This window comes from Natronorubrum halophilum (genome assembly GCF_003670115.1).
Lineage (GTDB): Archaea > Halobacteriota > Halobacteria > Halobacteriales > Natrialbaceae > Natronorubrum > Natronorubrum halophilum.
This window is the reverse complement of record NZ_QQTY01000001.1, coordinates 501,954-515,621: the sequence shown is the minus strand read 5'-3', so window position 1 is coordinate 515,621 and position 13,668 is coordinate 501,954. Positions and strand designations below refer to the sequence as shown.

The following is a 13,668-nucleotide window of genomic DNA, read 5'->3' as shown; positions in this document are numbered from 1 at the left end:
TAGGGCGAAACTGCTTGGTCCGAGTAGATGGGTAACTGTATCATCTGTGGCACACCCGTTGACGGCGAGATCTGCGAGAGTCACGAAGAGGATGCCGTATTCGAGTTTCACGGCAATTCTCCCTCGCAGCTCACCCCCGGTCGCTACTACCGGGGCACCGTCGACGGCTATGCCGACTTCGGCGTCTTCGTCGACGTCGGCGACCACGTCACCGGCCTGTTGCATAGAAGCGAACTCGACCAACGACTCGAGAGTCTCGACTGGGAGCCCGGCGACAGCGTCTACGTCCAGGTTCTCGACGTTCGGGACAACGACAACGTCGACCTCGGCTGGTCGATCCGCCAGCGCGAACGCGAGTTCCGCGGCAAACTGATCGATACGGGGAACGGCGAGCGACTCCCCGACGACGTCGAAGACGAGTCCGAATCTACCGAAACGGCGGACGCGTCGACCGACGAAGCCGAAACCCGAAGCGAACCCGACGCCGCGGACGACGTCAAAGCCGGCGACCTGCAGACGGGAGCCGACGACGGAAGCGCCGCACCGAACGCGTCCGAGACCGTCACCACCGGCAGCGGCTCCGTTGCGGCCGAAACCGCCGCGCCTTCGACGCCGGCGACTGACGACGCGGCCGACGCCAAGCCCGAGGCCGAAGCGGAACCGGCGCTCAACCGAACGACGATCGACTCCATCGACAATCAGGTCGGCAGCGTCGTCCGTCTCGAGGGCGAGATCACCGGCGTTCGCCAGACCAGCGGTCCGACCGTCTTCGAACTGCGCGACGAAACGGCGACCGTCGAATGTGCGGCCTTCGAAGAGGCCGGCGTCCGCGCCTACCCAGACGTCGAGATCGACGACGTCGTCGCACTCGAGGGCGAGGTCGAACGTCACCACGGCGACCTGCAGGTCGAAACCGAGACGCTCGAGATCCTCGACGGCGAGGAGAGCGAGACCGTCCGGCAGCGACTCGAGGAGGCGATCGAGTCCCAGGCTCGACCGGCCGACGTCTCCCTGCTGGCCGAGCACGACGCCGTCGAATCCGTCGAGGACGGACTCGTCGAGGCCGCGACCACGATCCGCCGAGCAGTCATGGAGGCCCGCCCGGTCGTCGTTCGACACGGCGCAACCGCCGACGGCTACGTCGGCGGAGCCGCCATCGAACGCGCCGTCTTGCCGCTGATCCGCGAGAAACACACGCGCGAGGACGCGGAGTACCACTACTTCGAACGGCGTCCGCTCGACGGCCGCGTCTACGACATGGACGCCGCGACGAACGACGTCACCTCGATGCTCGAGGCCCGCGACCGCCACGGCGAGCAACTGCCGCTCGTCGTCCTCGTCAACGCCGGTTCGACCGAGGAGTCCGTCGACGGCTACGACCTGCTCTCGCTGTACGACGCCGAGACGGTCGTCATCGACGACAGTCGCGCCGACGACGAGATCACGGACGCCGTCTCGGTCGCCGTCGCTCCGTCGCTCGGCGGCGCTGACGTCTCCGACCTGACCTCGACGGCTCTCGCCGCGAACATCGCCGCCCACGTCAACGACGACGTTCGAGACGACCTCGAGCACCTCCCCGCGGTCAGCTACTGGGAGAACACCCCTGAGGCCTACGTCGACCTCGCGACCGAGGCCGGCTACGACGAGACGGGCATCTCCGAGCGCCGCGAAGCCGTCGCGCTCGAGGCCTACTACCAGTCGTACAAGGACAAGCGCGAACTCGTCATCGATCTGCTGTTCGACGACGGCGAGGGATCGGAGATCCCTCGAGATGGCGACCTCGCGGCCCACGTCTCCGAGCAGTTCCGCGACAAACTCGAGACCGAACTCGAGACGGCGCGGGAGAACCTCGAGACCGAGGAAGTCGACGGCGTTACCGTCGCCGTGCTGGACACCGACGCCTTCACGCACCGGTACAACTTCCCGACGACGACGCTCCTGCTGGACGCGCTTCACCGCCGCCAGCGCGACGAGGGGCCGTTCGTGACCCTCGGCGTCGGCGACGACGAACTGCACGTCCGCGCGACCGAGTCGCTGAACGTTCGGGACCTCCGTGACGCGATCGACGACGCAGCGCCGAACGCCGGCGTCAGCGTCGTCGGCGGACAGGACGGCCACGTCGAGTTCCTGCCCGGCGAACGCGACGCCGTTCGCGACGCCGCACTCGAGGCCCTCGGCGAGACGCTCGCGTAAACTCGAGCACGACGCGGTCAGTCCAGTTCCTCTACGCCGCCACAATCGCCCAGTGGCGACGCCGTTCGGTGGAAACAGCTTTCCGTCGTACGGGCGACGATACCGCTATGAGCGATGACGCCAGAACACGGTTCCGTGAGAACGTCACCGGAATCACGGCGATGATCGTCACCGGACTCTGGCTGGCGGCGATGTTCACCGGTCAGTCGTGGTGGCTCGCCGCGTTGCTCGTCGGCTACATCGTCGTCGTTCCGCTCGTCGCCCTCCTGTTCGGCGACGAATCGGACCGCGCGGAGTGGTGGGACTGGGGGTATGACGACTCCTGGGACGAGTGGTGGGGAACGGGCGAGAGCGCACGAACCGAATCTCACCCGAGGGAGCGCGATCGATCCGACGAACTCACGCCCGGCGACGCCCTCGAGACGCTGCGCGAGCGTTACGCCGCGGGCGAACTCACCGACGAGCAGTTCGAGCGAAAACTCGAGCGACTGCTGGAGACGGAGACGATAGAGGACGTCCAAGAGCAATTACAGCGCCACGAACGGGAGGATCGGCGCGAGGACGGAACTCGAAACCGGGATCGGGATCTCGAGTACGATTCCTGAACGAGGACGAGCGAGCCGTTCTATTCGTCGCTGTCGTCCGCGGATCGGCGTTCGTCTCGGTCTCGCTGGTCGTTCGCCAACACCGACGCGTCCGGCCAGGTCACGCTCCCGAGGAACGGAACGCCGATTCGTTCGGCCGATCGGGCGATCATGTGGGCACCCGTCGGAACCGTCAGAAACAGGAAGACGATTCCGATCAGCGAGGTGAGGCCCTCGTTGCCCGGCCCGAAGTAGACGAACCCCGCGAGGAATATCGCGGCGGTACCGAGCGTCGTGGGCTTGCTCGTCGCGTGCATCCGATTGTAGACGTTCGGCAGGCGCAGCAAGCCGACGGTGCCGACCGTCAGGAAGAAACAGCCGACGACGATCAGCGCGATAATGACGGCGGTTCGGATCACTAGATCACCTCCCCCTCGATGACGAACTTTGCGACCGCGACCGTCGCGATGAAGCCGATAATCGCGAGCACGAGGCTCACCGTGATAAACAGCCCGCGGTCGGTCTGGATGGCGAAGAGGACGGCGATGGCGACGACGTTCGTGGCGATGGCGTCCAGTGCGACCACGCGGTCCGGATTCGTCGGCCCGGCGATTACGCGGTAGCTACAGAGGACACACAGCAGGCTGACGAGGATCAGCGCCGCACGAACCGTCAGTTCGAGGGCCGCCGGACCGACCAGTTCACTCATCGCCATCACCCAGCGGGTCACCGCCGTAGCGTTGATTCCGTTCGCCGCCGGAGACGACGATCTCTCGCGGCGGATCGTCCGGCGACGCCCGCTCGTCGAACATCTCGAGCGCGGCGTCCTCCCAGCGTCGAATGGGGGCGGCGATCGCTTCCGGATCGCGGCCGTCGACCGCGTGGACGTAGAGCGCGTTCGTCCCCTCGTCGTAGTCCAGGGTGACCGTCCCGGGGGTGATCGTGACGCTGTTGGCGAGGAGGGTGATCGCGACGTCGGTCTCGACGCGCAGCGGTACCAGGATTACTTCGGGTTCGATCGGCATTCCCGGCGAGAGCACCCGGTAGGCCACGTCCAGGTTCGCGCGGACGAGTTCCCAGACGAACGCACCGAGGTACCGGCCCGCGTAGGGAAGCGCGAGCACGCCGCGGCCGAGATCGATCCGCTTGCCGTACAGCCGCCGGAAGAGGTACGCGGTCGGCAGGCCGACCGCGAGGCCGAGGAGGAACTGGCCGAGCACGGCCGACGGCGTCAGATGGACGCCGCGAACGAAGACCCACAGCACGGCGAAGACGACGCCGGCGACGGGCCAGGTCCGCACGTTCACGCGTGCTCACCTCCGCCGGCGTCCTCGCCGGCCGCCTCCAACTCGCTCGGCTCGAGCGGATCGACGGCGTCGACGTACCCGTCGGTATCCAGCGCGGCCGCCGCGGCGGCCTCCGCGAACTGGTAGACCAGTTCGAAGCCGACGCCGACCGCGACGATGACCGTCGCGAGCGCGAGCAACACGCCGACCTGTACGGGATCGACGGTTGCCTCTTCGACCGCGGAGGTGCGGGCCCCCCAGAAGCTCCGATTCCACGTCCGCGTCGCGTAGGCGATGGTCAACAGCGATCCGACGAGCAGGAGGCCGAGGACCGGTGCCAACTCGGCTCGAGCCGCGGTGTAGAAGACGAGGAATTTGCCGAAAAAGCCCGACAGCGGCGGAATGCCGACGAGCGCGAGCGAGCCGACGAAGAAGGCGACGGCGAGCGGCGGCGACCGCCTCGCCAGCCCGCCGAGGTCGGCCAGACGGCTCGTTCCGGTCGCCGATCTGATCGCGCCGACCGCGAGAAAGAGCAATCCCTTCGCCAACGTGTGATTGAGCGCGTAGACCAGCGCCGCGACGATGGCGAAGTGGCGTAACTCCGCGCTCGAGGCCGTCGCCGCGATGGCGACCGGAATCGCGATGAAGCCGACCTGACCGATGCTCGAGTAGGCGAGCACGCCCTCGATTGAGTCCCGGCCGACGGCACCGATCCCGCCGACGAGGATGCTGGCGGTGGCCATGGCGAACAGGACGGCCCCGACGAACGCGAGGGGAGAGGGGCCGGAAACGACGGCTCCGACGATCGGTGCCTCGAGGTCGACGCTGATCTGCGCCCCGGCGAAGACGGTAAAGGAGAGGCGGATGATCGCGTAGATGCCGACCTTTTTGGTCGCGCCGGCCAGCAGGGCCGTGATCTGCGGCGGTGCGGCCCGGTAGGCCGTCGGGATCCAGAACTGGAAGGGGACGAGTCCGGCTTTGATCGCGAACACCGACAGGAGCATGGCGAGGAGGCCGACGACCGGGCCGAGATCGATCCCGTACGCCGCCGGTTCGGCGAGTCGACGGGCGAGGTCGGCCATGTTGAGCGTCCCCGTCGTCGCGTAGATGCCGCCGACCCCGAGCAGGAAGACCGCGCTCGCGAGCAGGTTGAGCGCGACGTACCAGAAGGCGGCGCGGGTGTGCTGGGGGCCGCCGTAGTAGGCGACGAAGACGTAACTGGCCATCAACATCACCTCGAACCAGACGAACAGGTTGAACAGGTCGGCGGTGAGGAAGGCACCGGTGACGCCGAGCGCCAGAAAGTGAAACAGCGGAAAGTAATAGCTACGCGGATCGATCTCGGGCAGCACGCGCGTCGAAAAGACCAGCGACGCGATTCCGAGGATCGCGACCATGGTCAGCATGAACGCCGACAGGCCGTCGGCGACGAGCGTGATGCCGGCCGGGGCCGGCCAGTCGCCGACCTGATAGGTCGCGATTCCCGGCGCGCCCGGCGCGAGGACGACGTACCAGTCGATCGCCGCGACGGCGATCGCGTAGCCGGCGCCGCCCGCGAGGCTCACGGCCATGCGCGCACGGGGCCATCGGCTGAACAGTAAACTCCCGACGGCCGCGACGAGGACGACGAGCATCGGCGCGATCACGAGTTGGGATCCCGTGCCGATCGGCATCGCCGCCAACGGTGTCGTCATCGTCGCTCACCCGCTCCTGTCGATGTACTGGTTGCTCTCGTGTTCATCGTCTCCGTCGGCTCTGTCGTCGTCATTCGCGATCACCCAGTTCCGAGACGTCGAGCGTGTCGTGTTCCTCGTAGACCCGATACGACAGCACCAGTGCGAACGCGGTCATGCCGAAGCCGATGACGATCGCGGTCAGTACGAGCGCCTGCACCAGCGGATCGGCCGTCTCCGGTACGTGTTCGCCGTGACCTGCCAGTACGGGGACCGTGTCGGCGGTGCCCGCCGCAACTCCCCCCATCGCCAGCAGGTAGACGTTCGCCGCCTGACTGATGATGGCAAGCCCCCAGACGACGCGGATCAGGTCCCGTCTGAGGAGCAAGAACGTCCCGAGCGCGAACAGCGCGCCGACGACGAGCGCGAGGAGGAACGCCGTCATTCCGCACCCACCACCGAGAGGATCGTCAGAAGCCCGCCGACGACGACGCAGAAGACGCCGAAGTCGAACGCGAGCGCGCTCGCGATCTCGACGTGGTGATAGATCGGCACGCCCTCGAACACGAGGAACGTCTGCGTGAGGAAGGGGCGGCCGAACAGCAGCGGTACCAGCCCGCTGAGGACGGCGATCGCCAGGCCGTACTCGAACAGTCGCCGGTAGGCCACGACGAGGCGATCCCGCGAGGACTCCTTCCCGGGTTCGACGTCGCGCCCCAGCACCCCGCGCTCGAGAAAGTCCAGTCCGAAGGCGAGGTAGATGATCGCGAACGCGGTCGTCGTGAGGACGCCGGCGATGAAGCCGCCGCCGGGAAGATTGTGACCCTCGACGAACAGCGAGGCGGCGACCACGAAGATGATCGGAACGATCGCTCGAGCGGTCGTGCGCATGATGACGGTCGTCATCGCATCTCACCTCGAGTGGCGAGTCGCGTCATTCGTCGTCCCCTCCGTTGCGCATCACGATGAGCGTCAGGATCGAAATCGCGGCGAGTGCGACCACGGCGAGTTCGCCGAGGGTGTCGAAGCCGCGGAAGTCGACGAGAATCACGTTGACGATGTTCGTCCCGCCGCCTTCGGGAACCGCCTGTTCGGCGTAGTAGCGGGCGATGGACGTACTTCCCGCCGGACGCGCGTCGGTCGTGACGAGGACGGTGACGAAGGCGGTTGCGCCGACGGCGACTGAGAGGACGGCGTCGCGAGCGACCCGGCCGAGCCCGACCTCGTAGTACTCGGGAATCTCCTCGATCACGAGCAAGAAGATGACGAGGATGAGCGTTTCGACGACCAGCTGGGTCAACGCGAGGTCGGGCGCGCTCGCGAGGATGTAGAAGATGGCGATCATGAATCCCAGGATCGAGAGCGTGAGGATGCCGGCGATGTGCGAGGTCGAGCGGACGACGGCGACGGCGGCCATCACCGCGACGAGCATGACGAGTGCGATCGCAATCGGGGCGTCGAATTCGATGAGATGCGTCGGAACGATGGTGGCCGTCGCGGCGAAGCCCGCGAGCGTGAGGGCGCAGGTCGACGCGAGCGTCCACGTCGCGTACGTTCTGAGCAGCCCGTTGTGGATCCGGGCGGCGAGCCACGCGCCGCCGTCCGTGAGGCCATCGACGATGGTATCGTACCACCAGTTCGCACCGATCGGCGGGATCAGTTCCGGGATCGCCCGAACGCCGCCGTGAATGCGCCCGTAGAACGGGTACGCGAGGAAGCCGAGCCCGATCGTCACCGCGCTCATCCCGACCGGCGGGGAGTAGGCGGTCGGAATCCCGACGTGCATCTCGTGGGGATCGACGGCGGTCGCGTCGACGCCGCTCTGGACGATCGCGTGGACCGCGATCTCGGGATCGACGCTGACGAGGGCCGTGAGCGCGGCCAGCACGGCGGGCGATACGAGAAGCATGACGGACGGCCGGTCGACGTGACCGAGTTCCTCGGGTCGCTCGCCGAAGAACAGCGAGAGGAATCGAAGCGAGTAGAGGACGGTGAAGATGCTCCCGAAGACGGCGACGGCCGGGTAGAGCCAGCCCAGGACGCCGATATCGTGGACGTGTCTCGCCTCGACGGCCGCCTCGAAGAGCAGTTCCTTCGAGTAGAACCCGCTGAACGGCGGAATACCGGCCATACTGAGCGCGACGATAGCGGTGATCGCGGTCGTGATCGGGAGGTCGTGACGGAGTCCGCTGAGGTTCTCGAGCCGCCGCGTGCCGGCCTGATGGGCGACGATCCCGGCGACGAGGAAGAGCGCAGCCTTGAACAGCGCGTGATTGAACAGGTGGAAGACGCCGGCCTCCGCGCCGTAGATCGAGGTGAAGCCGAAGCCGGCGATCATCAGCCCCAGGTGGCTCGCCGTCGAGTAAGCCAGCAGCTCCTTGATGTCGGTCGAGCCGACCGCCAGGATCGCACAGATCGTCATCGTGGTCAGCCCCAGCGTCGCGAAGAGGAACAGCCACTCCGGCCCGACGAGCATAGGCCGAATCCGACCGACGAAGTAGACGCCGACTTTGACCATCGTCGCGGAGTGGAGAAACGCCGAAACGGGCGTCGGAGCCGCCATCGCGTTGGGCAACCAGAAGTGCAGCGGCACCTGTGCGGACTTGGCCCCCGCGCCGATCGCGATCAAGCCCAACACCGGTAGAAACAGCCCTTCCTCCCGGAGCGCGTCGGCTATCTCGTTCGGGTTCTCGAGCATCGCGGCGAGGTTGAACGCGAATTCGGAGCCGAGGACGTCGCCCGCGACCAGCGCCAGCAACAGGAAGCCGACGAGCAAGAAGAGACCGCCGCCGACGGTGACGAACATCGCCATTCGAGCGGCGTACTGCGAGGAGTCGTCGGCCGTGTAGTGGCCGATCAGGACGAACGAACAGAGGCTGGTGAGTTCCCAGAAGAGGAAGATCGCGATCAGGTCGGCAGCCAGCGCGACGCCGACGATCGACCCCATAAAGGCGAGCAGTGCGGCGTAGAACCTGGGGAGGCTCGACTCGCCGTGCATGTACGCCGGCGAGTAGAGGAAAATGAGCGTCCCGATCCCGCAGGCGAGCAGCGCAAACAGCAGCCCCCAGCCGTCGATAGCGAAGCGCAGGGAGATGTTTAGCGAGGGAATCCAGGCGAGTCCGACGGTCCCCTCGCTCCCGAGTTGGGTCGCGAGGAGGAGGAAGCTCGTCAGCGCGACCGCTACGCCGGCGTAGCCGGTCCGCTCACCGAGGACGCGAAAGAGGACTGGCGTGCTCACAGCAGCGACAAAGGGCAACGCGACGGCGGCGAGGACCACCGACAACTCGGGCGGCATCTAGTTTCTCCAAAATACCCAGAGAGCGTACTTAAATCGTGGCCTTTCGTCCCGTCGTCGGCGGTTCCGGGACAACGACCCGCTCGAGTTCGGTCGTCGCGTCGTACTGAGCGGACGACCGATCTCAATACGACGGTCAAACCGGGTTACACACACACACGGTATCTCGAGACGGACTTCGATGCCATCGGGGAACGCCGTCGACGCCGTTCGGACGCCGAACCGAACCCGTACCGCCCTGGGAGCGGGTGAGTCCGTCGACCGGCCCGCGGCGACGATGGGTCGCGAGTCCGACACGCTTATTCGCGAACGGCGTTCAATACCGTGTAGTGAGTACCGAGACGCCCGATCCAACCGAAACCGACGCCTTCGAGCGGGTCTGTGAGACGCTCGTCGAGCGAATTCTCGCGGGCGAAATCGAGCGCGACGAGGTCGAGACGGCCAAACTCGAGGCCTGTTCGGAGCACTCGGCACCGAAGGTGCCGAAGAACTCCGAACTGCTGGACCACGCGGCGCGAGAACACCGCGAGGAGCTACAGACGGTTCTCCAGCGCAAACCCGTCCGAACCGCCTCTGGGGTCTCGCCGGTCGCGATCATGACGTCTCCCGAGCGCTGTCCCCACGGGAAGTGTCTCTACTGTCCCGGCGGTCCCGATTCGGAGTTTTCGTCCTCGCAGAGCTACACGGGCGACGAACCCGCCGCTGCCCGCGGCGTCCAGAACGAGTACGATCCGTACGGCCAGGTCACGCTGCGACTCGAGCAACTGCGCGAGATCGGCCACCCCGTCGACAAGGTCGAACTCATCCTGATGGGCGGGACGATGACCGCCCGCAGCCACGACTACCAGGAGTGGTTCGTCAAGCGGGCCCTGGAGGCGATGAACGACTACGACGTCGACAAGGAGCCCGAACCGGCCGAAGGCGTCAGCTTCGCGGAGGACCCCGCGGAGTACGAGTGGAAGTATCTCGAGGACGTGATCGCCGAAAACGAGACGAACGACATCCGGAACATCGGGACGACGTTCGAGACCAAGCCCGACTGGTGCGATCCCGAACAGATCGACCGGATGCTCGACCTCGGCGGCACGAAAGTCGAGGTCGGCGTCCAGACGACCTACGAGCGGATCAACCGCGAGATGCACCGGGGCCACGGCGTTCAGGCGTCGATCCAGGCCAACCAGCGACTGCGGGATTCGGCGTTCAAGGTCGGCTTCCACATGATGCCGGGCCAACCCGGAATGAGCAAAGAGATGTGTCTCGAGGACTTCCGCCGCATCTTCGAACAGGAGCAGTGGAAGCCGGACTACCTGAAGATCTACCCGACGCTCATCGTTCGCGGGACGGCGACCTACGACTGGTGGCACAAGGGCGAGTACGATCCGCTCGGAAACGAGGAGGCCGCCGAGTTGGTCGCCGAGATTAAGGATATGATCCCCAGATACACGCGCCTCCAGCGCGTCCAGCGCGACATTCCCGCGGACTACATCGACGCCGGCGTCTGGAAATCCAACCTTCGACAACTGGCCCGAAAGCGGATGGACGAACACGGCTGGTCCTGCGAGTGCATCCGCTGTCGCGAGGCCGGGATGAACGACGAAGAGCCCGAAGCCGTCGAACTCGACGTGATGACCTACGACGCCTGCGGCGGGACGGAGCACTTCATCTCCGTCGAGGACTTCGAGCAGGACCTCCTGATCGGCTTCTGTCGACTCCGATTCCCGAACGATCCGGTGCGACCGGAACTCGAGAACGCCGCGCTCATCCGGGAACTGCACGTCTACGGGACGGAGGTCGCAGTCGGTGGCGAAGGCGAAACCGACCAGCACCAGCACCGCGGCTATGGACGGCAACTGATGGCCCAGGCGGAAACGCTCGCCGCCGAGGCCGGCTACGACAAGGTGAGCGTCATTTCCGGTATCGGCGCTCGAGAGTACTACCGCGAGAAACTCGGCTACCATCAGGACGGGCCGTACGTGAGCAAGCGACTCTGACGGCCGGGTCGCCGATTTGTTTTCGAAACAGCCGACCGTCAGTAATACGATTTCGTTCTTCGGAGTAATGATCGAGGTCGAACCGTTCGATTCGGAAACTATGTATGTGAACTGAACGTACTGTCGTCTGAAAGAGTAGATTTTTAGACAGTCTTGTTCATTTATCGAAGATGAGTAGTCACTATGAACAAGCGAACGCCTGGCTCGAAAGCCATCCAGTGGTATGGCTCGCCGTGACCGTAGCCTTTCCAGGACTCGCATACACCGCCAGTGGAATGTGGATAAACAATCAGTCGTTTGTGGACGCTGCCCCACTCGGGGTGGTATTTGGCGTTGTATTCGCCACCGTGTTGTTCCTCGGTCGATGGCTACTGTATGACTGACTCCCATCCTCTCCGAAGAGGAACGACGCGTGGGTACTGAACGCGAGTTATACAATCAATTTCGAATAACCCACCACGTCTGGTGAAAATAACTTCTCCGTGCCTTTCAGTGCGTGACTGGCGTATCCAACGAGGCTCTTAGTACCGTTCTCATCCGGTCACTTAGCAGAAGTCCTAATATGTCGGACAACATCGAATAGATCGGAATTTACAACGAGCATACGTGAAATACCTCGAGTGCTGGAACACCTGAGACATGGTTTCCAAACCTCTTGTAGGTTCAAAGCCGTGATCGGCTACATTCTACCGGGTGAGAGACATCGCGCACAACCGACGACGAGTACCGCTGCGAGGGGGTCGCGTTCTCGAGCGGGAATGGGCAACTCGAAGTAGTACCGGCCCCAACCACTGGCAATAATATACATCTCCGGCATGAAAAAATTTATGTCAATGTTCGGTGTACGGTCAATCGCCGACACTCGTCGGCACCGTTGTCACCACTCACCAGATCGGCAACAGCACCCAATGTTGCCCCAGCACGTCCGTGTACTCTCCCCACACTCGTTCGTCCCCCACCGAACGAACCATCACGGCGTGCTCTTTGCGTCCCACTTCTCCGAGAATCGTTTTGGTAGCCGCGAGTACGGTGCTCGAGCGCACCGACAGCGGTGGATCAGACACCGATCACGATTCGCGTGCGCTCCGGTTGGTGGCTGGATTCGCCGGTCGCGTCCCGGCTCCTCGAGCGACGCACGGTCGCCACTTGCGAAGGCATATCACTCGATTATAGTAGGTGCTTATAATAGCGTGTAGCCCCTCGGATACGAGCGAGATGGCCTTCAGCGAGCAACTCCTCGAGGACGGCGAACAGATCTGGGCGGCACAGAAATCGCACCCGTTCGTTCGCGAACTCGCGGCGGGAACCCTGGACGAGGCGGCGTTTCGACACTGGGTGAAACAGGATTATCGGTACCTGCTCGATTACGCCCGGTTGTTTTCGATCGCCGGCTCGAAAGCCCGCGACGAAGAGACGATGACGCACCTCCTGGGCGTCGCCCACGACGTGCTCGACCACGAGATGGACCTCCACCGCGAGTTCGCCGCCGACTACGGTATCGGACAGGAGGAACTCGAGACCGTCGAAAAAGCGCCGACCTGCGTCGCCTACACCGGCTTTCTCGTGCGAACGGCCTACGAGGGGTCGATCGGCGAAATCGCAGCCGCCATGTATCCGTGTATGCAGGGCTACCTCGACGTCGCCGAACACATGGCGGAACTGGCCAACGAGGAGCACCGGTACACGCCGTTCATCGAGCTGTATACGGGCGCGGAGTTCCGCGAGGCGACGGCGTGGTGTCGGGAGTTTGTCGACCGCTGTGGCGAACGCTATCCGGGCGAGCACGACGCCATGCGCGAGGCGTTTCTCACGAGCGCCAAACTCGAGTATCGATTCTGGGAGATGGCGTACACGCTCGAGGGGTGGGAGCTATGACCGCGAACGGGACCGCTGTTCCCGGAACGTACGCCGAGTACGCTGCAGTCGTCGACGAAGCCGACCCCCGGTTCACCGACTGGCTCCGCGAGCGAGCGGACCCGGCGTGGACCGACGCGGTCGCCCATCCGTTCACGCGGGAACTCGGCGCCGGAACGCTCCCGGAGGCCGCGTTCGCCGAGTACCTCGTCCAGGATTACGCGTTCGTCAACGACCTCGTCGGCGTCTTCGGCTACGCGGTCGGGCAGGCCCCCGAGATGGCGGCGAAACGCTCGCTCGTCGAATTTCTCGACACGATCACCGACGACGAAGACGACTACTTCGAGCGCTCGTTCAACGCGCTCGAGGTGCCCGAACCGCGCCACCGCGATCCCGAACTCGCCGAGCCGACGGCCGCGTTTATCGACCTGTTAGGGCGGGCAGCCCGCGAAGGCGGGTACGCCGAAACGCTGGCCGTACTGGTCCCCGCCGAGTGGATCTACGAGCGCTGGGCCGTCGCCGCAGTCGAGGCGCACGCTGACCCCGCGGCCGACGGCCCGCCCAGCGCGGGGACCGACCTTCCGTTCTACTACGCCGAGTGGATCGACCTCCACGCGACCGAGGGCTTTCGCGCGTTCGTCGATTGGCTTCGCGGTCAACTCGACATCGTCGGCCCCGAGCTCTCGCCGCGGCGGCAGGCTCGAGTCGAGTCGCTGTTCCGGCGAACGGTCGACCTCGAGGTCGCCTTTTTCGACTCGGCGTACGAACCGGCTGAGGACGGATAGCGGGGAG

General features: G+C 65.1%; 14 protein-coding genes. 6 read left to right on the top strand and 8 right to left on the bottom strand.

What is annotated here, in order from left to right; translation table 11 throughout:
• Positions 1 to 27: 27 nt before the first annotated feature.
• Positions 28 to 2,193, top strand: coding sequence for a DHH family phosphoesterase (locus DWB23_RS02445; protein ID WP_121741217.1), 2,166 nt, complete (start codon positions 28 to 30; stop codon positions 2,191 to 2,193).
• Between the two features lie 107 nt (positions 2,194 to 2,300).
• Entirely contained in the window at positions 2,301 to 2,798 is a 498-nt protein-coding gene (locus DWB23_RS02440) for an SHOCT domain-containing protein (protein ID WP_121741216.1), read from the top strand.
• 20 nt (positions 2,799 to 2,818) lie between these two features.
• Here DWB23_RS02440 and mnhG read toward each other — a convergent pair whose 3' ends face one another.
• The 7 genes from mnhG to mbhE all read right to left on the bottom strand — a co-directional run bounded on the left by mnhG (position 2,819) and on the right by mbhE (position 9,031).
• Positions 2,819 to 3,196, bottom strand: a complete 378-nt coding sequence (gene mnhG, locus DWB23_RS02435) for a monovalent cation/H(+) antiporter subunit G (protein ID WP_121741215.1) — start codon at positions 3,194 to 3,196, stop codon at positions 2,819 to 2,821.
• On the bottom strand, positions 3,196 to 3,486 hold the full coding sequence (locus DWB23_RS02430; RefSeq protein ID WP_121741896.1) for a monovalent cation/H+ antiporter complex subunit F: 291 nt from the start codon (positions 3,484 to 3,486) through the stop codon (positions 3,196 to 3,198). Before DWB23_RS02430 ends, mnhG begins: the two co-directional genes overlap by 1 nt.
• The gene (locus DWB23_RS02425; RefSeq protein ID WP_121741214.1) at positions 3,479 to 4,084 is read right to left on the bottom strand and encodes a Na+/H+ antiporter subunit E; all 606 of its coding nucleotides are present in this window, start codon (positions 4,082 to 4,084) and stop codon (positions 3,479 to 3,481) included. The genes DWB23_RS02430 and DWB23_RS02425 overlap by 8 nt, the downstream gene beginning before the upstream one ends.
• Positions 4,081 to 5,757, bottom strand: coding sequence for a complex I subunit 5 family protein (locus DWB23_RS02420; protein ID WP_121741213.1), 1,677 nt, complete (start codon positions 5,755 to 5,757; stop codon positions 4,081 to 4,083). Before DWB23_RS02420 ends, DWB23_RS02425 begins: the two co-directional genes overlap by 4 nt.
• A 70-nt stretch (positions 5,758 to 5,827) precedes the next feature.
• Entirely contained in the window at positions 5,828 to 6,181 is a 354-nt protein-coding gene (locus DWB23_RS02415) for a sodium:proton antiporter (RefSeq protein ID WP_121741212.1), read from the bottom strand.
• Complete coding sequence (locus DWB23_RS02410) at positions 6,178 to 6,642, bottom strand: MnhB domain-containing protein (RefSeq protein ID WP_121741211.1); 465 nt, start codon at positions 6,640 to 6,642, stop codon at positions 6,178 to 6,180. Before DWB23_RS02410 ends, DWB23_RS02415 begins: the two co-directional genes overlap by 4 nt.
• 28 nt (positions 6,643 to 6,670) lie before the next feature.
• Positions 6,671 to 9,031, bottom strand: coding sequence for a hydrogen gas-evolving membrane-bound hydrogenase subunit E (gene mbhE / locus DWB23_RS02405; RefSeq protein ID WP_121741210.1), 2,361 nt, complete (start codon positions 9,029 to 9,031; stop codon positions 6,671 to 6,673).
• A 329-nt stretch (positions 9,032 to 9,360) separates the two neighbouring features.
• Between mbhE and DWB23_RS02400 the strand changes: the two genes are divergently transcribed.
• Positions 9,361 to 11,022 (top strand): tRNA uridine(34) 5-carboxymethylaminomethyl modification radical SAM/GNAT enzyme Elp3, encoded by a 1,662-nt coding sequence (locus DWB23_RS02400; protein WP_121741209.1) that lies wholly within the window; start codon positions 9,361 to 9,363, stop codon positions 11,020 to 11,022.
• A 170-nt stretch (positions 11,023 to 11,192) separates the two neighbouring features.
• Positions 11,193 to 11,405, top strand: a complete 213-nt coding sequence (locus DWB23_RS02395) for a hypothetical protein (protein ID WP_121741208.1) — start codon at positions 11,193 to 11,195, stop codon at positions 11,403 to 11,405.
• Between the two features lie 501 nt (positions 11,406 to 11,906).
• Here DWB23_RS02395 and DWB23_RS22805 read toward each other — a convergent pair.
• On the bottom strand, positions 11,907 to 12,086 hold the full coding sequence (locus DWB23_RS22805; RefSeq protein ID WP_162989727.1) for a hypothetical protein: 180 nt from the start codon (positions 12,084 to 12,086) through the stop codon (positions 11,907 to 11,909).
• A gap of 151 nt (positions 12,087 to 12,237) precedes the next feature.
• On the opposite strand from DWB23_RS22805, the gene tenA reads away from it, so the two are divergent.
• Positions 12,238 to 12,897: a thiaminase II gene (tenA, locus tag DWB23_RS02390; protein WP_121741207.1), complete on the top strand. Its 660-nt coding sequence runs from the start codon at positions 12,238 to 12,240 to the stop codon at positions 12,895 to 12,897.
• The gene (locus tag DWB23_RS02385; protein WP_121741206.1) at positions 12,894 to 13,661 is read left to right on the top strand and encodes a TenA family protein; all 768 of its coding nucleotides are present in this window, start codon (positions 12,894 to 12,896) and stop codon (positions 13,659 to 13,661) included. The genes tenA and DWB23_RS02385 overlap by 4 nt, the downstream gene beginning before the upstream one ends.
• Positions 13,662 to 13,668: the final 7 nt, after the last annotated feature.